The sequence below is a fragment of the Corynebacterium jeikeium genome, assembly GCA_003955985.1.
GTDB classification, from domain to species: domain Bacteria; phylum Actinomycetota; class Actinomycetes; order Mycobacteriales; family Mycobacteriaceae; genus Corynebacterium; species Corynebacterium jeikeium_D.
Genome location: CP033784.1, coordinates 1,122,194 through 1,147,641, shown reverse-complemented (window position 1 = coordinate 1,147,641; position 25,448 = coordinate 1,122,194). Strand labels below are relative to the sequence as shown.

Sequence of the window (25,448 nt, the reverse complement as noted above, 5' to 3'; positions counted from 1 at the left end):
TTACGAACGGCGAAAGGGGGCGCCTTCAGCGGCGCGACCTCCCTTCGATCCCGAGGAATTCGACTGTTGTGGCTCCTGAGGTTCGGAGTTGGAGTCGAACTGGGAGACCTGCTCAGCATCGGGCTCTGGATCCGACTCCGGACTCGACTCTGGCTGATTCTGGTCATCCCGGAACTGCTCCTCTGCATCCTGCAGAGCATCGTCGAGCTGCTCCTGGTCCAGTCCTGGTTCATCAAAGGGGTCACGGCGACGACGGTGCGGCAGTGCCATTTCCGCAGCTACCTTAATGTCTTCCGCAGTGATCTCAATTTGATTGTCGGGTGCCGGCTGCGCCGACTCGTCCCCGGCTACTCGCCAGGCAGCGTGAGCGCGGGCGGTACGTGCAATGACGATGTCGGCACGCATCCCATCCACATCAAAAGCAGCGCACACAGTGGCAATTTGACCGAGAATGCTGGGAGTTAATTCGACGTCGTCAAGCAGTGCGCGTGCGCGATCGATGCGAGCGTGTAGCGCATCGTCGTCGGCGGCGAACCGCGTGACAAAGCTCTCCGGGTCGGCGTCAAAGTCGAGGCGGCGGGCGACGATTTCCGCGCGGACAGCCGGATCCTTGGATGCGGTGACGTCGATGGCGAGACCAAAGCGGTCGAGAAGCTGGGGACGCAATTCGCCCTCTTCCGGGTTCATCGTGCCGACCAACACGAACCTGGAGGTTGCGGAGTGCGAGATACCATCGCGTTCAACAACCACGCGACCGGTGGCTGCGGCATCGAGCACGGAGTCAACGAGATGATCCGGCAGCAGGTTAATCTCGTCGACATAGAGAATGCCACCGTCAGCCGCGCTGAGTAGTCCCGGATTGAACTGTGCGTGTCCGGTAGTCAGGACGGTCTCCACATCGATGGAGCCTACGACTCGATCTTCCGTAGCGCCGAGTGGCAGGTTTACCAACGATCCGCTGAGAAATGGCGCCAACGCGCGAACCGTAGTGGTCTTGGCTGTGCCCTTCTCACCGCGGATGACGACACCACCAATCTCCGGGGATAGCGCGGTCAGAATCAACGCAAGCTGTAGTCGCTGCTGCCCGACGATCGCAGTAAAAGGAAAAGTGGGCTCTGTTTGTGCAGTGGTCGCTGACGTGATTTTTTCCATAAGCACAGTTCTACCCCACTGCAAGCGGATGGCTCACAGCGGGGTAGAACAATGTTGGCTTAATTGAACTCTTTGAAGCTCTTCAGCGAGTTACTAGCGCTCCAGCTTCAGGGCCTTCTGGGAAGCCTCCCAGACCTCCTTGAACAGAGCCGGGTCATCAGCCAGGTGCGTACCGTAGGACGGGACGAGCTCCTTCAGCTTCGGAGCCCACTTGCCCATGTGGCGACCGAAGCAGCGCTCAATCAGGCTGATCATCACGGCCGGAGCGATGGAAGCGCCCGGGGACGCACCCATCAGGCCGGCAATGGTGCCGTCCCACGAGTTGATGACCGCGGTACCGAACTCGAGGGTACCGAAGACCGGAGCCTTCATCGGCTTAATGACCTGGACGCGCTGACCAGCGACGATCAGCTCCCAGTCCTCTGGGCGAGCGTTCGGGACGTACTCACGCAGGGACTCAATACGTGCGTCGAAGTCCTTCAGAACCTCAGTAATCAGGTACTTGGTCAGCCCCATTTCCTGGACACCAACACCCATCATGGACGGCAGGTTGGCCGGACGCAGGGACTTAATCAGGTCCAGGTTGTTACCGTTCTTGAGGAACTTCATGTTCCAACCGGCGTACGGGCCAAAGAGCAGGCCGCGCTTGCCGTCGATAACACGGGTGTCCAGGTGCGGAACGGACATCGGCGGCGTGCCGACGGAAGCCTTACCGTAGACCTTGGCGTCATGCTTAGCAATGACTTCCTCGTTGGTGCAGCGCAGCCACTGACCGGAGACCGGGAAGCCACCGAAACCGCGAATCTCGTTAATACGAGCCTTCTGCAGCAGCGGCAGTGCGTCACCGCCGGCACCGACGAATACGAAGTTGGCAACCAGGGTGCGAACGTCCTTGGTGTGCAGGTTCTTCACGGTGACGATCCACTTGGAACCGTCGCGCTTCAGACCGGTGACCTCGTGTCCGTAGCGAATCTCAGTACCCATATCGGACAGTGCGGCCAGGTACTGCTTGGTCAGTGCACCGAAGTTAACGTCCGTACCATTCGGGTTACGAATAGCGGAGACCGGCTTGGAGAAGTCACGACCCTCGGACATCAGCGGAAGGTACTCAGCGAAACGGTCCGGATCCTCAATGAGCTCCTGACCGTGGAACAGTGGTTCCTTCTCAAGTGCCTCATAGCGACGACGCATGAACGCCATCTGCTCCGGACCCTGAGCGAAGGTGGTGTGATCAACTGGGTTGATGAATTCCTTCGGGTCAGTCAGGGTGCCGTTTTCAATCAGCGAGGTCCACAGCTGGCGGGAAACCTGGAACTGCTCATTAATGAGCTTAGCCTTGGTGACATCGACCTTGCCGTTCTTCTCCGGCGTGTAGTTCAGCTCACACAGAGCAGAGTGGCCGGTACCAGCGTTGTTCCACGGGGAGGAAGACTCCTTGGCGGGCTGATCGAGACGCTCGAACAGAACCTGTGACCAGGATGGCTCGAGCTCCTTGAGCAGCACACCCAGCGTCGCACTCATTACACCTGCACCAATGAGGACGACGTCTACCTCGTCGCCACTGGAAGCAGGAAGCTTGTTATCAGCCATTTTGCTGTCAACATCCTTACTAACTTGATTAGTGATTCAAACTAGCGCTCGCTCACATGCGCGCACACAACTAAAGACGCAAAAGAGAGCTACCGTCTCAGTCCATAATCTATTGTGGCACACATTCCCACTACCCCCGGTAATCGGCGCTAGGCTTGACCCTGTGACTACCGATATTCCCGATTTCGTTACCCCCACCTTTAACCCCGATAACCTAGGCGAAGACTACAGCCAACATGTCATCGAACTCGGCCAGGACCCCGACGGTGAGGGATCCGTACACGCGGTATTGGTCCGCTACTGCCCCGACTCGTCGGCAAGCGACTTCCAAAAACGTCCGGCGGTTCTATGGATTCACGGGATGTCGGACTATTTCTTCCAGAAGCACGTGGCGGAGCGGTACCACGCCGAAGGCTACGCCTTTTACGCTATTGACCTGCGTAAGTGCGGGCGCGCGCACCAACCGGGGCAGACTTGGCATGGCTGCAGCGATTTAACGAATTACTTCGAGGATCTCAACAGGGCACTCGCAGTGTTAGACCACGCCGGTCATACAACTGTCACAGTTAATGCGCACTCCACTGGTGGTCTCATTGCCGTGCTCTGGCTCGATTGGTTACGAAGCACAGGCGGCCATTGCCCGCAAGCACCCAATATTTCCGTCACAGCTGCCGTCTTGAACTCACCGTGGCTGACTCTGCACGTTTCCCGGGCAAAGGCTCCCGTGTACTCGCTAGTGACTCGCGTTATGTCGCGGATTCGCCCTAACAGTCTCATTCCGATGCAGTCTGCGGGCGGCTATGGCAAATCCATTAGCGCCGACCACCAGGGACGCTGGGAGTACAACCGCACTTTCAAGCCGCTGGCTGGCCATGACAAGAACTGGCGTTGGCTCAATGCCATCATCGTCGGCCAGCAACGTGTCAGCCGCGGTATCGATACCGGCGTGCCGACGCTCGTCCTCCACTCGGACAACTACCTTCTCGGCTCCGACTACACCCCGGAGCTCAGCCGCGTTGACTCTGTCCTCAACACTGAGCAAATTGCCGATGCCACTGCCCACTTGGGACCGCAGGCTCGCAACGTCGCGATTCCGGGTGCTCTCCATGATGTCTACCTTTCCGCACCCGAAGCACTTGACCGCGCTTTTAATGAGACCTTTCAGTTCCTTGCCACAGTCAATCCAGGAGACAGCTCAAAATAGGAGCACAGAATAGGAACTCGGAATAAATCAGCATTCAGTACGGTTGAACCAAACTAGTTTGACCAGAATGCTAGGAGTGCTTGTGACCACTGAGAATTCGCCTGAGACTACCCCACGCCACTACGACGTCATCATTATCGGAACCGGGTCCGGCAATTCCATTCCAGCCCCAGCCTACGACAATGTCCGTATCGCTCTGGTGGAGGAAGGACGCTTCGGCGGTACTTGCCTCAACGTTGGGTGTATTCCCACCAAGATGTTCGTTCTGGCCGCTGATGCCGCCCGCAACATCCGCGAGGCCAGCCGCCTGGGTGTGCACGGCACCTTCGACTCCGTTGATCTCAAGCAAATCCAGGATCGCGTTTTTGCCCAGCGCGTCGACCAGATTGCCGACGGCGGCGAGGCATACCGCCGCGGGGACGAGACTCCCAATATCGATGTCTACGACCGGCACGCAACGTTCGTCGGCCGCCGCACTATTCGCACTGGCATCGGCGAGGAAACCGTCGACATCACAGCCGACAACATCATCATCGCTGCAGGCTCCCGCCCTCACGTTCCGGGCCTCATCGCAGACTCCGGGGTCGATTACTACACCAACGAGAACATCATGCGCGTCGACAAGCTCCCGCGCGAAATGATCGTCGTCGGCGGCGGCTACATCGCTAGCGAGTTCGCGCACGTCTTCGCCTCCTTCGGTACGAAGGTGCACATGCTGGTGCGCTCCGATGTCATGCTGCGTGGCTCAGACGCCGCTATCTCCGAGCGCTTCCACGAGGTTGCCGCCCGCGACATTGACATCCGCATGAACACCTCCATCACTGAACTCTCCCAGGAGGGCGAGATCGTCACGGCCACGCTTGACGACGGCACGGAGATCGCAGCCGATGCCCTGCTCGTGGCAACCGGACGCATTCCCAACGGTGACCGTATGGACCTTGCAGCCGGTGGTGTGGAGATGCACGACGATGGTCGCATCAAGGTTGACCAGAACGGCCGCACCTCTGCCGAAGGTGTGTGGGCGCTGGGCGATGTCTCTAGCCCGTACCAGCTGAAGCATATTGCCAACCATGAGGCCAAGGTTGTCTTCCACAACGTGCTGAACCCGTCGGACCTGCGCGAATTTGACCACCGCTACATTCCGTCGGCAGTCTTCTCACATCCGCAGATTGGTCAGGTCGGTATGACCGAGGATGAAGCTCGCGCCTGGGCTGCGGAAAATGGCACGGAGATTACCGTGAAGGTACAGAACTACGGCGATGTCGCCTACGGCTGGGCGCTGGAGGATCGCGACGGCTTCGCTAAACTGATTGCGGACCGCTCCACCGGCCGCCTGCTGGGTGCGCATTTCATCGGCGAGCAGGCTGCCACCCTAGTGCAGCAGTGCATCCAGATGATGAGCTTCGAAATGGATGTGCGCGAAGTTGTCAAGGGCCAGCACTGGATCCACCCAGCACTGCCAGAGCTGATTGAAAACGCAATCCTGGGCCTGGAGTTCGATAACTAGCCCAGCTGTTCAATACCTGTGGCCTGGGCCAATGCGGGCCCAGCCAGGTACTTCTCGACTGCATTGGCCAACAGGTCGACCTGCAGCAGCCGTTCTCCGGCAAACAAAGTATTAGGACTGACCTCAAAGCCGTCCCGACCGACGGCAACTGCAACTTCCATCAGCAACTCACGGCGCGCCTGATCATTTTCCAGGTAGCCGTGGCGGTGCGTGCCCATCACCATGCCACGCCGCGCCCCTTCTTCAGGCTCAGTGATAAAAGGCGCCTCGCTGCTTCGCACAACCTGTCCATTGTGGACTTCGTAAGAGCCATCCGGGTGGCTCACCAGCGTCTTCGTCCCCGCGAATTCAATGTCGGTATCGAACACGCCAAGCCCGTTCACTGTCCCGGCTACCGACTCCACCGAGTCAGTGATGGTGGTGCAGAGCATTTGGAACCCACCGCAGATGCCAATCAGCGGCAGCCCTCGGGCGGCTCGGTTCTCCAGTACGTCGTCAAGCCCACGCTCGCGCAACCACTTGAGATCGGCGACCGTCGACTTCGTCCCGGGCAACACGACCAGGTCGGCGCGAGCAACGACCGACGGATCGACCGTCCACTGCACGTGTACCCCTGGTTCACAGGCAAGCGCTTCGATATCGGTGGCGTTGGACACGCGCGGCAAGCGAATGGCGGCCACGGACAACGTTTCCGTACCCAGCGGTGCGTTCGCCGGCCCTACCGACGCACCAGCGACTGTGCCGAGCGAATCCTCCGCATCGATCCACAGCCCCGGAATAAAAGGCACCACGCCGAGTACGGGCACGCCGGTGTGCTCGCGCACCACGTCCAATCCCGGTGTCAACAGCGAAACATCGCCCCGGAACTTGTTGACGATAAAACCGGTAATCCGCGCGCGGTCTTCGGGGCTCAAAATTGCATGCGTGCCGACGAAATGTGCAAGCACCCCACCGCGGTCAATGTCACCGGCGACCACAACCGGCAGATCAGCGAGCTCTGCCAACCCCATGTTGGCGATGTCTGACTCTCGCAGATTGACCTCGGCAGGACTGCCAGCGCCTTCGCACAGGACGACATCGAACTGCCCCCGCAGCTCTTCCAATGTCTCCGCAACTACTCCGCGCAGCGCTTTTCTCCGCGACCGGTACGTCAGAGCGCTCACATGCCCATCGGCCTTGCCCTTCACCACCACCTGACTAGTGTGGTCCGAGCCCGGCTTGAGAAGCACCGGGTTAAAGGAGACATCCGGCTCCAGACCACAGGCGAGCGCCTGCAGAGCCTGCGCGCGCCCAATCTCGCCGCCGTCGAGCGTGACAGCGCAATTGTTGGACATGTTCTGTGCTTTGAAGGGTGCGACCTTCACGCCGCGGCGCGCGAGCAGCCGACACATGCCGGCGACCAGAACCGACTTACCGGCATCTGAGGTGCAGCCGGCAATCAGAGCTGCAGGGGCCTGCACGGGTTAGGCCTCGGGCTTCCAACCAGTTTGGAACTGACCTGGCACGTTCTGCTCATCCGGCAGAGTGAGGATTTCATAGCCGTCGGAGGTCACCAGCACCGTGTGCTCGAACTGGGCGGTGAACTTGAAGTCATCATTCTGCACAGTCCAGCCATTATCCCAGATGTGGTACGGCAGCTCACCGAGGTTAATCATCGGCTCGACAGTCAAAGTCATGCCCGGCTCGAAAATGGTGTCCTGGCTCGGCTCATCGTAGTGGAGAACGATCAAACCATTGTGGAACGTGGTACCGACACCGTGACCGGTGAAGTCACGAACGGTGTTGTATCCAAAACGCTTAGCGTAAGACTCGATTACGCGGCCGATGACATTAATCTCACGGCCTGGCTTAATGACCTTAATGCCGCGCATGGTGGCGTTGTAAGTGCGCTCCACCAGCTGACGGTGCTGCTCCGAGACATTGCCCGCGAGGAAAGTCGCGTTGGTGTCACCGTGGACGCCGTTCTTGTATCCGGTGACATCGACATTGACGATATCACCGTCTTCAATAACCTGAGTATCCGGAATACCGTGGCAGACAATCTCATTAAGAGACACACAGCACGACTTCTCGAAACCGCGGTACCCCAGCGTGGACGGGTAGGTGTCGTGATCCAACAGGTACTCGTGCACCACCCGGTCAATCTCATCCGTGGTCACGCCCGGAGCTACGGCCTTGCCGGCCTCCACCAACGCGTTGGCAGCAATGCGAGAGACCTCTCGCATATTTTCAATATCTTCCGGAGTCTGTACCAGCGGCTCGCCGACGCCTTCCTGAACCTCGTCCTTCCAGGCGTACTCCGGCCGTTCAATATGTGCCGGAACAGTGCGAATTGGCGTGGACTTTTGCTGAGTAAGTGGAGAACGCTGAGTCATGGAACATACTCTACCCCTACCCCCGGATTAGCCTTTCGGCCTGTGCCGGTTTCGAAGCCAGAAATGCTCTAGCCCTCGTCCCCCGACCCTTCATCCATATTGGCGAAGAAGGCATCGGTAATCGCCACGGCATGCTCCGAACCACCACCTCCGACGATGAGCGTGGCAAAGGCCAAATCATCGCGGTAGCCAGTAAACCAAGCATGCGAGCCGCCTGCGTACTCGGCCTCACCGGTCTTTGCGTAGACTTCACCTCGACCAGCAATGGCCGAACCAGTACCAGAGGTCACCACCGCCCGCATGAGTGAGCGAACCTCGTTCAAAACCTCAGGTGGAAGCGGTTTCGATGTCTGGGACTGCCACGTTCCCGCGCTTGGCACGAGTGACGGCGTCGGAGTGCGCCCGGCCGCCACCGTCGCGGAAACCAGCGCCATGCCAAACGGGCTGGCCAAGTCATTGCCCTGTCCATAGCCCGCATCGATACGCTCGACTTCATCACTACCGTCAGACACGCTGCCGGTAATAGTGTCGAGGCCCGCGATGTGATAGTTGATTCCGATGCCGAAGTTCTTGGACTCCTCCTTGAACTGCCCTGGTTCCAACTTGTGGGAGATGTTGCCGAACGTGGTGTTGCAAGACCGCGCGAAGGCATCGCTCAGCGAGGTATCCCCGACACCACTTCCGTTGTAGTTGGTGACAATTCGCGGCCCGATTTCCATCGAACCTGGGCACGGCACAGTCGATCCCGCATTTAGCCCCTCGTGCTGCACACCTGCAGCGGCAGTGACAATCTTGTACGTCGATCCCGGCGGGAACTGTCCCATCAGCGCAAGGTCACCGTCCTTGTCTGCTTCCGCCGTCTGGGCTACCGCCAGAATCTTGCCCGTAGACGGCTGCACAGCCACCAGCATAGCCTTCGCATCTTGCCGCGTATCGACTGCCTTCTGCGCTGCGTCCTGCACCTTTTTACTAATCGATGCCTGCACCGCCGGGGCTACATCCGGAGACACCTCATAGAGCGTGCCGACGACTGCTCCGCCCTCGTTGGCCGCCACGATATTCCAGCCATCGGCACCGTGGTCACCAGTGTCCACTAGCCTTTCCACACGGCTCATCAAATCAGGCGCAAACCCCGGGTCGGGTCGCACCATCGCTGCTTCATCGTTAACAGAAATTCCGTCAATGTCCGCGAGCTCATCCTTGACTCGCTGCGGCGTGGATGCCGGCAGCACAATCAGCGAAAAGTTACCCTTCCCACCAGCTGCCTGCTCCCCCACTGCTCGGGCGTCGAGCTTCGGACCATCTTCCGGCATTTCATTATTGATGACCGTCGCCGCCCGGTTAATCGACGACTGCACATTCTCCGCCCCATCACGGTTGAGAATTACCCGGTGCACAGTCCCTGGCTCGAGCAGGGCCGCACCGTCCGAACCAACCACAGACGGACGTGGAGCTGCGATAGTGCGCAATTCTGGGTGCTGATTACGCCCCAGCTGTGGATGCAGGGATGCTGGCGACCAGCGCAGTGCCCAATCACGCTGCCCCGACTCGGTCTTGGTCAGCGTGAAAGTGGTGTCATATCCCCAGCGTCGCTGATGCGGCAGCTGCCAATTCATGGTGACTTCGGCCGAGGACTGATTCGAACTGGAATCGATACCCGCAATTTCATACTCAAGCCCCTCCGGCTGGAGGCCGGCAGTGGCCGCCTTCAGATCTCCTTCAGCGGAATCCGGATGATCGGTCAGCGCCGCCGCCTTAGCGACATCCCCTCCCGCCAGCGCCCCCAGGAATTCCTCAAGCACCTCGCGCCCGGTGTCAGGCCGCGGCGTACACGCGGCGGACGACAACACCAGACCCGTGATTGCCACAGCCGAGATACTGCGAAGCAGGGGCTTGCGGCGCGAAGTTTGTTCCATGTGGGCTGACGTTAGCACCGCTTTGCTTTACGACGACGCTGGCGCGCCGCAACCTGCTATCAGCGGTTCAGCACAATTGGATTGACCACGTCAGCAGCCATAACCAGAACGCCGAAGACCAGCAAGACTGCGGTAAAGGCCATAGTAATTGGCATGAGTTTGGTGTAATCGGCAGGCCCAAGCGCAGGCTTACCGAACGCCTTGCGAATCAGGTCGCGGATGCGCTCATAAATAACAACGGCGATGTGGCCACCGTCGAGTGGCGGCAACGGCACGAGGTTGAACACGGCCAGGAAATAATTGAGGTTAGCCAGCAACAGAAAGAATGAAGGCCACTGGTTCATCTCCACCAATTCACCACCGGCACGCGACGCGCCGACGACACTCATTGGGCTGGCCGGGTCACGCTGAGCACCAAAGATAGAGGCGACCACGCCGGGAACCTTCTCCGGAATGGAGAGCAGCCCGTTCCAAACCGCCCCGAAAAGGCTGCCTGTGAAGCTGGCCGCACCGCCGATGGCAGTCACTGCGTTGTACTCGTGAAGGATGGTCTCTGGTCGCTGGAAGGCGATACCAATTGCTGGCTGGTCGATGTCCTGCCCGTCGTTAGTCTTGCGCTTGACGACTTCCGGGGTGACCGTGACCGTCTGGGTGCTGCCATTGCGGTCGATGGTCATTTTGATGTCGCCACCTGCAGAGCTACCGATGAGAGACACAGCCTCGGGGTAGGACGTGATCTTGGTGCCATTGATCTTCTCAATCACATCTCCGGCACGTAGCCCTGCGCGCTCTGCAGGACCGGAACCAGTGCAGGGCTCCAGCGTGCCGTCGGCACGCTGTGCCGGCGAGACGCACTGCACCGCCTGAATGCGTGGCGCCATTTCCTTACCCATGTTGGGCAAACCCCACGTCACGGCAATGAAGTAAAGAATGATGAATCCAACGATGAGGTTCATTGCCACCCCACCGAGCATCACGATAATGCGCTGCCACCACGGCTTCTTGTACATGGCGTAGGGTTCTTCGGCAGGAGCGATGGGATCCATTGCCGTCATGCCTGCGATGTCGCAGAATCCGCCAAAGGGAATTGCCTTTACTCCATACTCGGTGTCATGCCCACCTGCCGCAGCGTGATGCCGCTTGAAGGAAAACAGCGTTGGGCCGAAGCCAATGAAGTATCGACGCACTCGCATTCCACACAGGCGAGCTGCGGTGAGATGGCCCCATTCGTGAAGGGCGATTGTCACCGCGATGCCGATTGCGAAGAGTAAAACTCCAAGAAGAAATGTCACGAGTGCTCACCCTACCCCCACTTTGGGCAAACGAGCACACCGGCGAACAGTTTCCGGCCGGGCTAAGTCCCAATTTCAGCAAGTTCTAAGGTATCCTTACACCCGATACTCAAGATTGTCTGAAAATGCGCTCAGTCGCTTTCAGCAAAACCGCAGATAGACTGAAGTGCATATAGAGTGCAATTCGCCGAAAGTGTTAACAGGAGGACTTTCAAGTGAGCAACCACGAGCCAAAGGAAGAAATTTACCGCGGCGTCAGCACCCTCGACGAGCCGTCGGCGAAGTGGGGCTGGCACGGCATTAGCAAGAGCGCTATGCAGAAGGCCGGCTGGATTTCCGTAATCTTCCTGCTGGGCATGACCATTGGTAACCACAAGGGCAACGTCGAGAACTGGTGGCTGGTCGTCATCGCCGCCCTGATTGCTATTGGCCTGCTGTTGCAGTTGTTCGCCCCGCAGGGTTCTCAGGTTCGCACCGTTACCGGTCACAACAAGCCGGAAGGCCACATTGAGCCGGAGTGGGCACGCGACCAGGTAAACGGCACTGGCGTCTACGCTAACCTGACCGACTCTCAGCTGCGCTCCTGGAACCGCCTGCCGGAAGGCCAGAACCAGTAGAGTTAGCCACTTTTGCTGAAAGTCTGGCCTAACAGCTCTATAGCAACAGCTCTATAGCGCTACAGCGCACAAAAAGATCCGCACCGAATTCGGTGCGGATTTTTTGCTATTTGTCGGCTAAACCTCTTCGGCCGCCAGCTGACCACACGCTGCCGCAATCTCGTTGCCACGGGTATCGCGGACCGTGCACGGTACCCCCTGCGCCTGTACGCGGCGGACGAACTCCTCCTGCTGCTTCTTCGGAGAGGCATCCCACTTCGAACCCGGAGTTGGGTTGAGCGGAATGAGGTTGACGTGGACACGTGAGCCCAGAGCATTATGGAGCTTCTTACCCAACAGGTCTGCACGCCAATCCTGGTCGTTAATATCGCGAATCAAAGCGTACTCAATAGATACGCGACGGCCTGTCTTGTCTGCGTAGTAGCGAGCTGCATCAAGTACCTCGGCCACTGTAAAGCGATTGTTGATTGGTACCAGCTCGTCGCGAAGCTCGTCATCTGGAGTGTGCAGAGACACCGCGAGGGTGACTGACAGGTCCTCGTCGGCAAGCCGTCGGATGTTCGGCGCGAAACCGACCGTAGAGACGGTGACATTGCGCATCGAGATGCCGAATCCCTCCGGCGACGGCCGCGTGATGCGATGGACGGCGGCGAGAACGCGATTGTAGTTCGCGAGCGGCTCACCCATGCCCATGAATACGATGTTAGTCAGACGACCGCCCTCAGCTGCCATCGTGGCAGCGGCCTCACGAACCTGGTCGACAATCTCCGCGGTGGAGAGATTACGCTGCAGACCGCCTTGACCCGTCGCACAGAATGGGCATGCCATACCGCAGCCCGCCTGCGAGGAAATACAGAGGGTCGCACGCCCCGGGTACTTCATCAGCACGGATTCCAGCAGCGTACCGTCACCTGCACGCCACAGAGTCTTACGCGTTTCGCCGTCGTCACAGGTGATGTGCCGCACGGGGGTCAACAGAGGTGGGAAGAGACTGTCTTTGACCTTTTGACGGTCTGCTTCCGGCAGATCAGTCATCGTCATAGGGTCAGCCTCAAGCCGACCGTAATAGTGCCGGGCAATCTGATCGGCGCGGAAGGCCGGCAGGCCCAGTTCCTTGACCGCAGCCTTCCGTTCCTCAACATCGAGGTCCGCAAAATGGGTCGCGGGCATGCCGCGACGTGGAGCTTTAAGAACGATTGGAAGTGAAGATGCCATGATGGCACCCATTTTCGCATGTAATAACGGTTTTGGCCTAATGAGCGACTAGGCAGCCGCAACTAAGTGGACCTTTACAAGTGGTACATACCTGCCAAAACGTGTTGAATGATAGGTATGACTAACGCTAATCAGCCGAATAACGACAGTCCGCTTTTCGACGATGCTCCGTCGTACTCCCCAAATCATTCTGTGGCTCCTGCACCTGAGCAGGACAACCTTCCAGAGCCAGTCGTTGACGCGCCGACAGAGAAGGACTCCACACCGGAGCCAGCGCCCGCTCCTGGCCGGCGCAAGGTGAAAAAGACTACCGCGGGCTCGATGTGGATTGGCCTGGTCATCAGTGCAGTTTTGCTGATCGTATTGCTTGTATTCATTCTGCAGAATCAGCAGGAGACCACACTAAACCTGTTCGGCTGGGCCTGGAACTTCCCGGTCGGTGTCGGAATGCTGTTCGCTGCTATCCTCGGCGCCCTCATCACTGCGCTAATCGGTGGCTGGCGAATGTTTGATCTGCGCCGCCAGATTCGTAAGGGCGACAACTAAAGCCCGACTGAACCAGCCAAATTAAACCAGGCTGAAAAGCTGCAATATCAGCCACGTCATCGCGGCTGATGGCAGCATGCCATCCAGGCGGTCCATCAGACCGCCGTGGCCCGGCAATATCGAGGACATATCCTTAATCCCCAGATCGCGTTTGAACTGGGACTCCATCAGGTCACCAAGCGTGGCGGAGATAACCAAGGCAATGCCCAGCACGATGCCCTGCCACCACGGCGCGTGCAACATAAAGATTGCACAGAGCGCTCCAGTAATAGTGGCGAGTACGAGAGAGCCGCCGAACCCTTCCCAGGATTTTTTAGGGCTTACCTTCGGAGCCATCGGATGCTTTCCGAACATGACACCGGCGGCATAGCCTCCGACGTCATTGGAAATCACCCCGATCATGAAGGTCACAATGACCAGACGGGGATCGACTTCCCAGGGATTGTCCATGTGCACCAGCTGCACAGCTAGCGCCGCAAAGAACGGAATCCACATCACCACGAAAACTCCGACTGCGACATCCCGCAGCCAGTTCCGTGGTGCTTCAGCCATCCCGTGCAAAAACAGACGGGTGACTAGTAAAAGCATCAGGGTAACAGTCAGGCCCATGACCAGACCGTCAATCCCCCAGTAGGCGGACAGCCACACCATCAGCTGTCCGCCGAAAATCAGAACCGGGCGAGGGACCTGCCAATCGGACTCGCGGAGCCGCTCGCAGACCTCCCAGGTTGCAAGGCCAACCGCCGCGGCGACCAGAACGGTCCAGGCGAGCGCCCCCAGCAGCAAGCCGATGATGACGACTGCACCAAGTGCTACGCCCACCGTAATTGCAACCGGCAGGTTCCGACCTGCCGAGTTACGCGGCTTAATAAGCCGTAGCTCGTCTAGAACACGTTCCTTATTGGACGCTGGCTTCGACGTTGGCATTGGCGCCTCAAATCCCCTCTCCCGGTTGAATATGAAGGCCTAAACCTCCATCAGTTCCGCTTCCTTGCGCTCAACCAAGGAGTCCACCTGCTCGACGTAGTTCTTGGTGACCTGGTCCAGCTCCTTTTCGCCTGCCTGCACCTCGTCCTCGCCAGCGTCGCCGTCCTTCTGAATCTTCTTCAGAGTTTCCATGCCCTTACGACGGACATTGCGAATCGCAATCTTGGCGTCTTCACCCTTCGAACGTGCGACCTTGACCATCTCACGACGGCGCTCCTCGGTCAGCTGCGGGATAGTTACGCGCAGAACCTGGCCATCATTAGTCGGGTTCACGCCCAGGTCGGAGTTGCGAATCGCGTTCTCGATGTCGCCCATAACGCTCAGCTCATACGGCTTAATCAGCAGCATGCGCGGCTCCGGAACCGAAATGGTAGCCATCTGGGTAATCGGAGTCGGAACACCGTAGTACTCCGCAATAACGCCATTGAACATCGCCGGGTTCGCACGACCAGTGCGAATGTGCGTCAGCTCCTCGCGGCAGTGCTCTACGGAGCTACCGTACTTTTCTTCACAGTCAAGCAGGACTTCATCAATCATTGTGTTTTTAACCTCGGGTTTCTACTCGGGTTCTAGATAGTTCTAGAGCGCTCTGTGGAAAGAACGTATTACGAACAAATTTATCAGCTGTGGACGAGAGTACCGATTTGCTCACCGGCTACCGCGCGCGCAATGTTTCCGTCGGTAAGCAGATTAAACACGAGAATCGGCATGTTGTTGTCCATGCACAGGGAGAAGGCGGTGGCATCAGCAACGCGCAGGTCCCGTTCCAGAACCTCACGGTGGGTGATGTCATCGAACAGCTCTGCGTCCGGCACCTCACGTGGGTCGGCCGAGTAGACACCGTCAACGGCCTTTGCCATCAGCAGCACCTCGCAGCCGATCTCCAGGGCGCGCTGGGCGGCAGTGGTGTCGGTGGAGAAGTACGGCATACCCATACCTGCACCGAAGATGACCACGCGGCCCTTCTCCAGGTGGCGCTTAGCACGCAGCGGCAGGTACGGCTCTGAGACCTGTGCCATGTTGATAGCAGTCTGCACACGGCAGTCCACGCCCTCCTGCTCGAGGAAGTCCTGCAGAGCCAGGCAGTTCATGACCGTGCCCAGCATGCCCATGTAGTCAGAGCGTGCGCGGTCCATGCCGCGCTGCTGAAGCTGTGCGCCACGGAAGAAGTTACCGCCGCCGATGACGACACAGACCTCGACGCCCTTTCGGGAAACTTCCGCAATCTGTCGGGCAACGTTTTGCACCACGTCCGGGTCAACGCCAACCTTGCCGCCACCGAACATCTCACCACCGAGCTTGAGCATCACACGCTTGAAGCCATTGCGCTCGACAGATTCTGCCATGACCATGCACCTTTCTCACACCGTTTAAAAAGTCGCAGACGAGTCTACCCGGTCACGACAGCAAGGCGCACTTGACGCTCCGCATTATCGGCTACAGGACAGCAAAATGCCCCGCCCGGGTTCCCGAGCGGGGCATTTAAACTAGCTCACAGCTAGAGGCTTATGCACAAATTACAGGGAATTAGTGCTGGCCAACCTCGAAGCGAACGAAACCGGTCAGGGTAACGCCAGCCTCTTCCATGAGCTGCTTAACGGTCTTCTTGCTGTCGGCGACAGACGGCTGCTCCAGCAGAACAACGTCCTTGTAGAAGCCGTTCAGACGACCCTCGACAATCTTGGCGATAGCCTGCTCCGGCTTGCCCTCTTCGCGGGTGATCTTCTCGTAGACAGCGCGCTCTGCCTCGACGCGGTCGGCCGGGACATCCTCGCGGGACAGGTACTGAGCCTTCAGAGCAGCAACCTGCATAGCTGCTGCGTGAGCAGTCTCTGCAGCGCCCTCGCCCTCACCGGTGTAAGCAACCAGAACACCGACAGCTGCCGGCAGGTCTGCTGCACGGCGGTGCAGGTAGACAGCGATGTTGTCGCCCTCGAGAGTAGCGGCGCGACGCAGCTCCAGCTTCTCACCGATCTTTGCGGAGAGCTCCTGGGTAGCGTCAGCTGCGGTCTGACCGTCGAGGTCAGCTGCTGCGAGCTCTTCCGGGGAGTTTGCCTTGACTGCTGCGGCAGCGTCGGCGACCTTGTTGGCGAAGTCAATGAACTCCTGGTTCTTGGCAACGAAGTCGGTCTCGGAGTTGACCTCGACCATGGTGTTACCAGAAACAGCGATCAGGCCCTCGGCGGCGGTGCGCTCTGCACGCTTGCCGACGTCCTTTGCGCCCTTAATACGCAGGATCTCGACAGCCTTGTCGAAATCTCCGTCGGTCTCGACGAGTGCGTCCTTACAAGCCTTCATGCCGGAGCCGGTCAGCTCACGGAGCTTCTTGACGTCAGCAGCAGTGAAATTCGCCATGCTGGGCGTTCCTCCTTGTGGTGGTTAGAACTTGTGGTGGTTAGAAAGTTCAGCTTTACTCAGCGGATGCCGTCTCAGTTGCAGTGGAGCCCTCGGCGTCCATCTCTGCAGCCTGGTCGGTGTTCTCAGCGGCGGACTCGATCGGAGCGTCGCCTGCTGCCTCGCGAGCAGCGTTGGCCTCGCGCTCAGCGCGAGCCTTGCGGCCCTCTTCAACAGCGGTGGAGATGATGCGGGTCAGCACGGAAGCAGCGCGGATTGCGTCGTCGTTGCCCGGGATCGGGAAGTCAACGTCATCCGGGTCGCAGTTGGTGTCCAGGATGGCAACAACCGGAATGCCCAGCTTCTTAGCCTCGGCGACAGCGATGTGCTCCTTGTTGGTGTCAACAATCCACAGTGCGGACGGAACCTTGGACATGTCGCGAATGCCGCCCAGGGTGCGCTCCAGCTTGGTGCGCTCACGGGTCAGCATCAGGATTTCCTTCTTGCCGCGACCCTCGTAGCCGTTCTCAGCAGCGTCCATTGCCTGAAGCTCCTTCAGGCGAGCCAGGCGCTTGGAAACGGTGGCGAAGTTGGTCAGCATACCGCCGAGCCAGCGGTGGTTGACGTATGGCATGTCAACGCGCTCTGCCTCGTTCTGAACGGCTTCCTGAGCCTGCTTCTTGGTACCGACGAACAGGATGTTGCCACCGTGAGCGACAGTCTCCTTGACGAACTCGAAAGCCTCGTCGATGTAGGTCAGGGTCTGCTGCAGGTCGATGATGTAGATGCCATTGCGCTCGGTGAAGATGAAACGCTTCATCTTCGGGTTCCAACGACGGGTCTGGTGACCGAAGTGGACACCTGCATCGAGCAGTTCTCGCATGGATACAACAGCCATGTCATATTCAGGGAAGATCCTCACGTCCAGCCTGACTAGGGCTGCGGCTGCTTCCCTTCCTTTCTTATCCGATATAGGTGGTTACAGTTCACGCACAGGCTTTCCCTGTGCCCTAGCGCTCCCCCGCTGCCTCACACCCGACAGATATTCTTGCCGAGCACCCGTGAACCAGCCGGAATGGGTCGCGCGCGTAGTCTTTGTGCTAATGACCGCCCGATTAAGGCAGACACCGCGAGCGTCATCTTATCTGATACATCGCGCAGGTCGCAATATCTGACACGCCCTGCTATCCACAGGACAAAAAGTCATCCACAGCTAGAACCGTTTGCAATGCACTGCCGCTTGTCGACGGGTGTAGCGTCCGCCACACTATCGCGCATGACAACCAAGCAGAGTTTCAGGCGCTCGCTAATGCGCACATTAGCGCTATTCGTGCTCGCTGTCGCGCTAACAACACCCCCAAGCCCACCTGCAGCTACCGGCGAGCCAATATCCGCTATTGCACATACCTTCCCTGTGCACGGCAAAGTTCTACGCGACTACGCCCCACCGGAAAAACGCTGGCAGCCTGGACATCGCGGAGTAGACCTGAACGCCTCCCCGGGTCAGCCAATCCGCGCCTCAGCTCCCGGTGTGGTGCATTTCGCCGGTTCAATCGCCGGAATGACGTCCGTGTCAATCATGCACGCCGATGGCATCCGCACAACCTATCAGCCCATAGATACCGCGTTAGAAAAGGGAGACCACGTGGCCGCTGGCCAGGTGATTGGTCATCTTGTGGTCAACGCCAAACATCCCGAACCGGGCCTGCATTGGGGCGCACTGCGCGGCAAAGACTATCTCAACCCACTGGATTTGATACAGCGGAGACCAATCGTGCTCAAGCCTGTACGCAATTAAACAACCCTGCGCGATTAAGCGCGCGGATGTGCCCGCTTGTGTACTTCACGGAGGCGGTCCGCTGAGACGTGGGTATAAATCTGCGTGGTCGCCAGACTCGAATGACCGAGCATCTCCTGCACCACACGCAAGTCAGCGCCACCTTCCACCATGGCTGTGGCCGCAGAGTGCCGGAGCGAATGCGGTGAAACATCAGCCCATTTATGAATCACTCGGCGCGCCTGACGAGGATTCAATCTACCTCCACGCACACCGAGAAAAAGCGCATGTTCGGCCTGTGCGGAAGCATGAAAGCTTCCACGCACCTGGAGCCAGCCTTTGAGTGCCGCCTCCGCTGGTACACCGAAGGGCACGATGCGCTGCTTGTTCCCCTTACCCACTACCGAGATGATGTGGCGGGAAAAGTCCACATCAGAGACGTCGGCCTTGCACAGCTCCTCTACACGCATCCCAGTGGCATACAACAGTTCCACAATGGCCAAGTCGCGAGCCGCAACTGCGCTGTCCTCGGAGGAGACTTTCTCGATTGCCTCCTCAACCCTCTCCGGCGAGAGCACTTCCGGAAGATGCTGATGTTTCTTCGGCGTTGACAGCCGCAGCGACGGATCAGCATCGAGAATTTGCCGAGCTACGAGCCAACTACAGAACTGGCGAATGGACGTCGTTAAGCGAGCCAGCGATGACCGCGCAGCACCCTCCGCATGCTTCGCGCCGAGGTGCGCACGGATGACAGGGGTGGAGAGTTCACTGATGTGGTCCAGGCCGGCGAGGAGGGGGATGAGATCGGCTCGATAGGCACGGACGGTTGCGTCAGAGAGTCTGCGGGAATAAGTCAGCTCATCGAGAAAATCCATGAGCACGGCCTCAATATTGGCGGATAACCCGAGATCCGGCTCAGTCCTGTCGTCGTTATTGGTTGCGCGCTTCACGGTTCTGACCTTAGTAGATGCAGGGTTAAACGACAGAAAGTGTGTCTGGATTCGGTGATTTGTAGTGGTTGACCTCTAGGTTTCAGAGAAATATATGCTCCGGGAGCATATATTTGGCTCCGGGACGGTAAATCCGCGGTGTGGCAGCAGTGATGTGCTACACGCGGCGTGGTGTGGTGTCGCAATGTCAAAGAACCAACCACGCTGCCACTGCGGCGATGAGATGAAACGCAACGGCACTACCAGCAAAGGAACTACGAGGTGGCGATGCAAACACTGCGGCGCGTCGAGTGTGAAGCGCCGCAGCGACATCACCAATTCCACGGTTTTTGCCGCCTTCATTGACCACCTGACCACTGGCGCCAGCCTCGATACCGTTGCCAGTCGTGTGGGATGCTCACCGCGCACACTGCAACGCCGCTTCGAACCCTTCTGGCTCGTTGACGTACCAGATCCCACCATCGGACATATCGGGCGGGTTTACGACCAGGTGTTTCTAGACGGCACATATACCGCCGGCGGCTGTTTGATCATTGCCGCAACTATCGACCATGTCATCGCCTGGCACTGGTGCAAACACGAAACCACGCGCGACTACCAACGACTTCTCGAGCGCATCGAAGCCCCACTTATCGCCGTTATCGATGGCGGCCAGGGAGCGTTTAGCGCGATCAAAAAGTGCTGGCCCACCACGAAAATCCAGCGTTGCCTCGTCCACGCCCAACGCGTTGTACGCCGCTACACCACCTCACGGCCCCGGACTGATGCCGGGCGCACCATCTACCGACTGGCGCTGAAACTGACCCGGATCACCACCCTGGACCAAGCAGCAGCATGGGGTGCACAACTGCACGAATTCTCCACGATCTACCGTTCCTGGATGGACGAGAAAACCACGGTCAAAGACCCTAAAACAGGTACATGGACCCGCACGTGGACACATCACAACGTGCGCAAGGCCTACAACAGCCTCAACCACCTCTGGCGCTCCGAACTGCTGTTTGTCTACCTCACCCCACCAGAAGGTGTGCTGGAGAAAAACCGGATTAAATCCACCACCAACAGCCTTGAAGGCGGCATCAACTCCCAGATCAAACTACTTGCCAGAACACACCGCGGCAGATCAGGCGAACGACAACGCCGAATGCTGGATTGGTGGCTCTACTTAAAAACCGAACTGCCCGACGATCCAGCACGAATCGCCAGGCAGTCCAACTGGGGCCAGGACCAACTCGCCAAAGTTTCCACCCTGACCCAACACGAGAACCAAGCCGACCACGAAACAGGACGACCAGCCCTCTACGACAACGCTATCGACACCGACTACACCCACTCAATCGGCATCCAGAAAGGCCAAATCTAACCCCCGCGCGACACGCCGAGCCAGACACACATTTTGTCGTTTAACCCTAGATGCACACCGCGAGACCTCACCAGACAGCGGAAAAAGGCAGTGACTCCGACTTTCGCCAGAGCCACTGCCCTATTGCCTCACCCATGTCACAAGCCCGTTTCCGTAACAGTTACTTAGGCTTGCCTTGCCTATATTACTGAGCGTACAGAGAATTGCAATACCTAATTCAAGATTTTTTCGAGATTCTCTGCAGAAGGCTTTATTAGCGCCTCACTAACGCTTCTGTTCCTGGCGCAACCACCCACCCTCCACCCGACTGGTCAGCCCCCGTCCCTGCAGCTCCAGCAACAAATGTGTCGTAAGCGCCACGGCCAATCCCGCCTGCGCTGCGACTTCTCCCACCGGCGTTGGCTCCGCAGAATTCAGAGAGTCGTAGACAGCGAGCTCGTTTCGAGAAAGCTTCTGCACCGCCGACTTTTCCCACAACAATTCAAGCTGAGCATCCTCATTCACTGTGCCAACTGACCGATACAGCGACCGCACATTATCGGCACTACACACCAGGACAGCCTCGCCACTGCGGATTAGGTCATGACAGCCAGAGGTAGTTTGCAGCGTCACCGGTCCCGGCACTGCTCCCAAGGGCTTGTTTAGCCTCACTGCCCAGTGCGCTGTGTTGCGCGCCCCTGAACGCCAGCCCGCCTCGACGATTGTGGTTGCTCGCGATAGGGCCGCTACCAGCCGATTCCTAGTCAAAAACCGATGCCGTGCTGGTCGCACCCCCGGTGGATACTCCGTAATCAGCGCACCCCGCTCTGCAATCCGGTCGAAGAGCTCTGCATGCGCCCGCGGATAGTCAACCCCTACACCACCGGCTCCGACCACAACCGTAGTGCCGCCAGCGTCGAGCGCAGCTCGATGCGCCGCGGCATCAATACCCAACGCACCACCACTGATGACACTAACCCCCGCATTCGCGAACTGCCCCGCGAATTGGGCCGCCACTTGTGTCCCGTAGCTGCTGGCCATCCGCGTTCCGACAATCGCCACCGCTTCACTGACCACGTCCCGCAAGTCACGGCCACGCACCCACAGCGCAAGTGGTGGTGCATCGGCGCGGTCACGGACTTCGAGCGTCGTAAAGCAGGACAGCAGCTCCCCCGGCCACTCTGGGTGCCCCGGATAAATAAGACGCCACCCCATCGCTGCCGCCAGCTCCAAATCGTGGCCGCTCTGGTCAACGTCTGCCCGTGCCTGCGTCGTATTGAGCAGACCTTCCGGCAGCCCGGCGCGAGCCTTGATCCTCTCTGCTACCTCTACCGGCCCAAACTCCGTCACGAGCCGCACAATCTGCGGATGCGTCGCCTCTACCACACGATTCAGGTAAGCCCACGCGTGAATTTCGTCCATTTCTCCCCCTTGATAATGGTTCGGTTGTATTAGCCGCCCTCGCGGTCATGCAGCTGGCAGGCGCGTTGCACGTGCTCGAAGGTAAACGCGTCTACTCCCCCGAGATCTGCGAGCGTCCACGCCACTGCGATTACTTTGTCCACTCCCCGCTGGGTAATCTCTCCGTTCCTCAACTGGAAGTCCAATAACGCCATCGCTTCTTCGTCTAAGCCCGCGTGACGACGGAGAAGCGAGCGTGGCACACTCGCGTTGGTGACGGCTGCTTCGTCGGCAAGCCCCAGGGCCTGCCACCTATGGCGGGCACGGTCACGTGCGGCCTGTACCCGATCGCGAACGGCCGCGGAGGGCTCATTGTGTGCTTTGTTTTTAATTCCCAGCTTGGCCCCGGCAGGACTGAGCGTGACGTTGAGATCCATGCGATCGCGTAGCGGGCCCGATAATGCGCGACCATGCTTGGCTCGCTCGGTACTAGAACAGGTGCATTCGCTGGCATACGCCGCCCCACACCGACAGGGATTGGTCGCCATGACTAGTTGTGTTCTCGCCGGAAAAGTCACTCGATGGTGCGTACGCAGGTGGACGACCACCCCGTTTTCCATCGGCATCCGCAACGCATCCAATACCGCCGGGCGCATGAGGGTGATTTCGTCCAAGAACAGCACCCCATGGTGGGCAAGGCTAATCGCGCCGGGCTTGGGCACAGCACCGCCGCCGACTAACGCTGCCACAGTCGCGCTGTGATGTGGAGCCACAAACGGCGGATGTTGAATAAGAGTGTCCGCAGTATCGAGCGCTCCGGCCACCGAATGCAGCGCGGTGACCTCCAGCTGCTGCCACTTCTGCAATGGCGGCAGAATTGTGGGCAAGCGCTCAGCGAGCATGGACTTCCCAGTTCCCGGAGAACCCTGCATGAACAGATTGTGCCCACCTGCTGCGGCTACCTCGAGGGCGAAGCGGGCCTCAGGTTGGCCATCGACATCGGCCAGGTCTACCGAGAAGGCTTGTTCGCTGGGGTCGTCGTTAAGCGCGGTCGTCAAACCTGAGCCGGTGAGTACCCAGCCCCATAGCTGTGTGAGGTCGGCTGCGGTGCAGACTGCGATGCCGTCGACGAGCGCGGCCTCGGCGGCGTTGGCGGCGGGGACGACAACCCAACGGGCACCGGCCTCGCGGGCGGCAAGAACTTGCGGCAGCACTCCACGCACCGGTCGAATGGAACCGTCGAGCCCAAGTTCGCCAATGAGAACCGTGTGGCGGAGACGACCTCGGGCCTCCATGTCATCGCTGGTTGCGATAAGGATGGCGCAGACGATGGCGAGGTCAAAGCTAGTGCCGTGCTTGCGGATATGCGCCGGAGACAGACTCACCACGACCTTTGTCTTCGGCCAGGGCAACTGCGAGTTAGCAACCGCCGTGCGCACGCGATGTTTGGCTTCTCCGACGGCGGCATCGCCGAGCCCACCGATATACATTCCTGGCAAGCCACGCCCAACATCGGCTTCCACCTGCACAATAGTTCCTTCAATGCCGCTGAGGCTGACTGCAAGAGCTGTACCGACAGTCATCTAGCAGTCCCACATGATCGCGTCGCTGATTGCGGGAATGTACGTAACTGCAACGACTGGAGGACCGGACGAAGGGCTGGACACTGTGACTTCTGCGCAGTCGATAACTACGGACTCTAACCAGTTGGTAGAACTCTCTGACAGCCACTGTGCCGCCGCCTTGCGCAAATGACGAAGCTTGGCTGCTGTGATGGACTCTCTGCCGTCCCCAAACTGACTACTTCGCGAGCTGCGCCGCGTTTTTACCTCCACAAAATGCAGCCTGCCGTCAACATCTTCAGCAATAAGATCGAGCTCATAGCGCCCCACCCGCTCATTCCGAGCAATAACTTCCCACCCCTGATCCTCCAACATCTCGGCGACGAAATCCTCCCCAAACGCGCCGAGCTGTCTCGTGGTTAGTTCTTCAAAGCTCTGTGTCATAGCCCCGGTCCCCCTGGTTCCCCGTTGAATTGTGCCTTGGCGGTTTACTGCCTAGACTTTTGCCGCCTTGGCGGTTCGGAAACACTCTTGCACAGCGGGCATGACAAAGGCCCTCCGATAAATGCTCAGAGGGCCCTAACTGTGGATAATTTTTCGACTGTGGATAACTGTTAGCAGCTAGCCATAACAAGTGATGACAGGCGACGATAACCTACGGCAGTCGCAAGTCCGGCTTATCCAGTTCCTCGATATTGACATCCTTGAAAGTGATAACGCGCACGTAGCGGACAAACCGAGCCGGGCGATGGACATCCCACACCCACGCATCCGACATCCGCAGCTCGAAATAGACCTCGTTTTCGCTGTTGTGCGGAATCAGCTCCACAGCATTAGCAAGGTAGAACCTGCGCTCCGTCTCAACAACGTACGAAAACTGACTAACGACATCGCGGAACTCCTTGTACAGGGATAGTTCAACGTCGGCCTCGTAGTTTTCTAGATCTTCTGCGCTCACGACCGCGACGGCTCCTTCGAGTGTTTACATGTTGCTCTTTTTGTACATGTTGGTCTATTCGGGGTGCTCAAGATACTCCGCGTGTGCCAAGCGCACATTGCGGTATGACCACCGATGCTCCGGGGTTGCGCCATGGCGTGAAATCGCTTCCATATGCGATGCCGTGCCGTAGCCCTTATGCCCCGTCAGACCATAGTCCGGATACTTCTCCGATAGGTCAACCATAATGCGGTCGCGGGTGACTTTGGCTAAGACACTCGCAGCAGCAATACATCGGCAAGCGGAATCACCACCAATCACGGGCAAATAGGGTGCCGTGAAGCCAGACACTTTGAGTGCGTCGGTAAGCACATAGCCAGGGCGCTTCCCCAAACCGGCTACCGCGCGGCGCATTCCAGTGACATTCGCGTCCTGAATGCCGAATTGGTCGATGTAGGACGCGGGAATCGTCGTCACGCAAAAAGAGGTGGCGAAGCGTTGGATGAGCGGAAAGAGCCGTTCGCGTGCGGCCGGCGTGAGCTTTTTAGAATCGGTGAGCTTATCCAGCTCTGCGATAGGGCGTTCGGGAAGGCAGCAGGCGGCGATGACTATCGGGCCTGCACAGGCGCCACGGCCAGCCTCGTCGACCCCAGCTACAGGCCCAAAGCCACGCTTTGCCAGCGCGACCTCTATCGTGCGCGACTGCTTCAGCCTCCGCAGTTTCGGCGCCGGCGGCGTGAGCAG

At 58.7% G+C, this 25,448-nt stretch carries 24 protein-coding genes; 6 read left to right on the top strand and 18 right to left on the bottom strand.

Features of this window, described 5'->3' with window-relative positions; translation table 11 throughout:
• Both EGX79_05060 and mqo read right to left on the bottom strand, forming a co-directional pair.
• The gene (locus tag EGX79_05060) at positions 1 to 1,152 is read right to left on the bottom strand and encodes a magnesium chelatase (protein AYX81606.1); all 1,152 of its coding nucleotides are present in this window, start codon (positions 1,150 to 1,152) and stop codon (positions 1 to 3) included.
• Positions 1,153 to 1,245: 93 nt separating this feature from the next.
• A complete protein-coding gene (mqo, locus tag EGX79_05055; GenBank protein ID AYX81605.1) occupies positions 1,246 to 2,742 on the bottom strand; it encodes a malate dehydrogenase (quinone) in 1,497 nt (498 codons plus the stop codon).
• 163 nt (positions 2,743 to 2,905) lie between these two features.
• Here mqo and EGX79_05050 point away from each other — a divergent pair, with 163 nt between their 5' ends.
• Together EGX79_05050 and mtr are read left to right on the top strand one after the other, a co-directional pair.
• Positions 2,906 to 3,946, top strand: a complete 1,041-nt coding sequence (locus EGX79_05050) for an alpha/beta hydrolase (protein AYX81604.1) — start codon at positions 2,906 to 2,908, stop codon at positions 3,944 to 3,946.
• An 82-nt stretch (positions 3,947 to 4,028) separates the two neighbouring features.
• The gene (mtr, locus tag EGX79_05045) at positions 4,029 to 5,453 is read left to right on the top strand and encodes a mycothione reductase (GenBank protein AYX81603.1); all 1,425 of its coding nucleotides are present in this window, start codon (positions 4,029 to 4,031) and stop codon (positions 5,451 to 5,453) included.
• Here the strand turns inward: mtr and EGX79_05040 are convergent.
• The 4 genes from EGX79_05040 to EGX79_05025 all read right to left on the bottom strand — a co-directional run bounded on the left by EGX79_05040 (position 5,450) and on the right by EGX79_05025 (position 11,036).
• On the bottom strand, positions 5,450 to 6,913 hold the full coding sequence (locus EGX79_05040) for a cobyric acid synthase (GenBank protein ID AYX81602.1): 1,464 nt from the start codon (positions 6,911 to 6,913) through the stop codon (positions 5,450 to 5,452). The two genes, mtr and EGX79_05040, sit on opposite strands and share 4 nt — an antisense overlap.
• A 3-nt stretch (positions 6,914 to 6,916) precedes the next feature.
• On the bottom strand, positions 6,917 to 7,828 hold the full coding sequence (gene map, locus EGX79_05035) for a type I methionyl aminopeptidase (protein ID AYX81601.1): 912 nt from the start codon (positions 7,826 to 7,828) through the stop codon (positions 6,917 to 6,919).
• Positions 7,829 to 7,896: 68 nt separating this feature from the next.
• Positions 7,897 to 9,744 (bottom strand): penicillin-binding transpeptidase domain-containing protein, encoded by a 1,848-nt coding sequence (locus EGX79_05030; GenBank protein AYX81600.1) that lies wholly within the window; start codon positions 9,742 to 9,744, stop codon positions 7,897 to 7,899.
• A gap of 59 nt (positions 9,745 to 9,803) precedes the next feature.
• Positions 9,804 to 11,036: an RIP metalloprotease gene (locus tag EGX79_05025; protein ID AYX81599.1), complete on the bottom strand. Its 1,233-nt coding sequence runs from the start codon at positions 11,034 to 11,036 to the stop codon at positions 9,804 to 9,806.
• Between the two features lie 215 nt (positions 11,037 to 11,251).
• Here EGX79_05025 and EGX79_05020 point away from each other — a divergent pair, with 215 nt between their 5' ends.
• Positions 11,252 to 11,653, top strand: coding sequence for a DUF2631 domain-containing protein (locus EGX79_05020; GenBank protein AYX81598.1), 402 nt, complete (start codon positions 11,252 to 11,254; stop codon positions 11,651 to 11,653).
• Between the two features lie 117 nt (positions 11,654 to 11,770).
• Here the strand turns inward: EGX79_05020 and rlmN are convergent, their stop codons facing one another.
• On the bottom strand, positions 11,771 to 12,868 hold the full coding sequence (rlmN, locus tag EGX79_05015; GenBank protein ID AYX82729.1) for a dual-specificity RNA methyltransferase RlmN: 1,098 nt from the start codon (positions 12,866 to 12,868) through the stop codon (positions 11,771 to 11,773).
• A 108-nt stretch (positions 12,869 to 12,976) separates the two neighbouring features.
• On the opposite strand from rlmN, the gene EGX79_05010 reads away from it, so the two are divergent.
• Positions 12,977 to 13,414, top strand: a complete 438-nt coding sequence (locus EGX79_05010) for a DUF1049 domain-containing protein (protein AYX81597.1) — start codon at positions 12,977 to 12,979, stop codon at positions 13,412 to 13,414.
• A gap of 21 nt (positions 13,415 to 13,435) precedes the next feature.
• On the opposite strand, the gene EGX79_05005 is transcribed toward EGX79_05010, so the two are convergent.
• The 5 genes from EGX79_05005 to rpsB form a co-directional block, all read right to left on the bottom strand.
• Entirely contained in the window at positions 13,436 to 14,341 is a 906-nt protein-coding gene (locus EGX79_05005; GenBank protein AYX81596.1) for a phosphatidate cytidylyltransferase, read from the bottom strand.
• A gap of 39 nt (positions 14,342 to 14,380) precedes the next feature.
• Complete coding sequence (locus EGX79_05000) at positions 14,381 to 14,938, bottom strand: ribosome recycling factor (protein ID AYX81595.1); 558 nt, start codon at positions 14,936 to 14,938, stop codon at positions 14,381 to 14,383.
• A gap of 83 nt (positions 14,939 to 15,021) precedes the next feature.
• Positions 15,022 to 15,747, bottom strand: coding sequence for a UMP kinase (locus tag EGX79_04995; GenBank protein AYX82728.1), 726 nt, complete (start codon positions 15,745 to 15,747; stop codon positions 15,022 to 15,024).
• Between the two features lie 181 nt (positions 15,748 to 15,928).
• Positions 15,929 to 16,756 carry an elongation factor Ts gene (locus EGX79_04990; protein AYX81594.1) on the bottom strand — a complete coding sequence of 276 codons (828 nt, stop codon included), beginning with the start codon at positions 16,754 to 16,756 and terminating at the stop codon, positions 15,929 to 15,931.
• Positions 16,757 to 16,811: 55 nt separating this feature from the next.
• Positions 16,812 to 17,633 carry a 30S ribosomal protein S2 gene (rpsB, locus tag EGX79_04985; GenBank protein AYX81593.1) on the bottom strand — a complete coding sequence of 274 codons (822 nt, stop codon included), beginning with the start codon at positions 17,631 to 17,633 and terminating at the stop codon, positions 16,812 to 16,814.
• 177 nt (positions 17,634 to 17,810) lie between these two features.
• On the opposite strand from rpsB, the gene EGX79_04980 reads away from it, so the two are divergent.
• A complete protein-coding gene (locus EGX79_04980) occupies positions 17,811 to 18,533 on the top strand; it encodes a M23 family metallopeptidase (GenBank protein ID AYX81592.1) in 723 nt (240 codons plus the stop codon).
• A 14-nt stretch (positions 18,534 to 18,547) separates the two neighbouring features.
• Here the strand turns inward: EGX79_04980 and EGX79_04975 are convergent, their stop codons facing one another.
• Positions 18,548 to 19,462 (bottom strand): tyrosine recombinase XerC, encoded by a 915-nt coding sequence (locus tag EGX79_04975; protein AYX81591.1) that lies wholly within the window; start codon positions 19,460 to 19,462, stop codon positions 18,548 to 18,550.
• Between the two features lie 184 nt (positions 19,463 to 19,646).
• On the opposite strand from EGX79_04975, the gene EGX79_04970 reads away from it, so the two are divergent.
• Positions 19,647 to 20,825, top strand: coding sequence for an IS1249 family transposase (locus EGX79_04970; GenBank protein ID AYX82727.1), 1,179 nt, complete (start codon positions 19,647 to 19,649; stop codon positions 20,823 to 20,825).
• A 264-nt stretch (positions 20,826 to 21,089) separates the two neighbouring features.
• Here the strand turns inward: EGX79_04970 and dprA are convergent, their stop codons facing one another.
• From dprA to EGX79_04945, 5 genes are all read right to left on the bottom strand, one after another.
• Positions 21,090 to 22,226: a DNA-protecting protein DprA gene (gene dprA, locus EGX79_04965; GenBank protein ID AYX81590.1), complete on the bottom strand. Its 1,137-nt coding sequence runs from the start codon at positions 22,224 to 22,226 to the stop codon at positions 21,090 to 21,092.
• Between the two features lie 29 nt (positions 22,227 to 22,255).
• Entirely contained in the window at positions 22,256 to 23,788 is a 1,533-nt protein-coding gene (locus EGX79_04960) for an ATP-binding protein (protein AYX81589.1), read from the bottom strand.
• On the bottom strand, positions 23,789 to 24,211 hold the full coding sequence (locus EGX79_04955; protein AYX81588.1) for a YraN family protein: 423 nt from the start codon (positions 24,209 to 24,211) through the stop codon (positions 23,789 to 23,791). It lies immediately after the preceding gene.
• A gap of 211 nt (positions 24,212 to 24,422) precedes the next feature.
• The gene (locus EGX79_04950; GenBank protein AYX81587.1) at positions 24,423 to 24,725 is read right to left on the bottom strand and encodes a DUF2469 family protein; all 303 of its coding nucleotides are present in this window, start codon (positions 24,723 to 24,725) and stop codon (positions 24,423 to 24,425) included.
• A gap of 54 nt (positions 24,726 to 24,779) precedes the next feature.
• Positions 24,780 to 25,424 (bottom strand): ribonuclease HII, encoded by a 645-nt coding sequence (locus EGX79_04945; GenBank protein ID AYX82726.1) that lies wholly within the window; start codon positions 25,422 to 25,424, stop codon positions 24,780 to 24,782.
• Positions 25,425 to 25,448 lie beyond the last annotated feature (24 nt).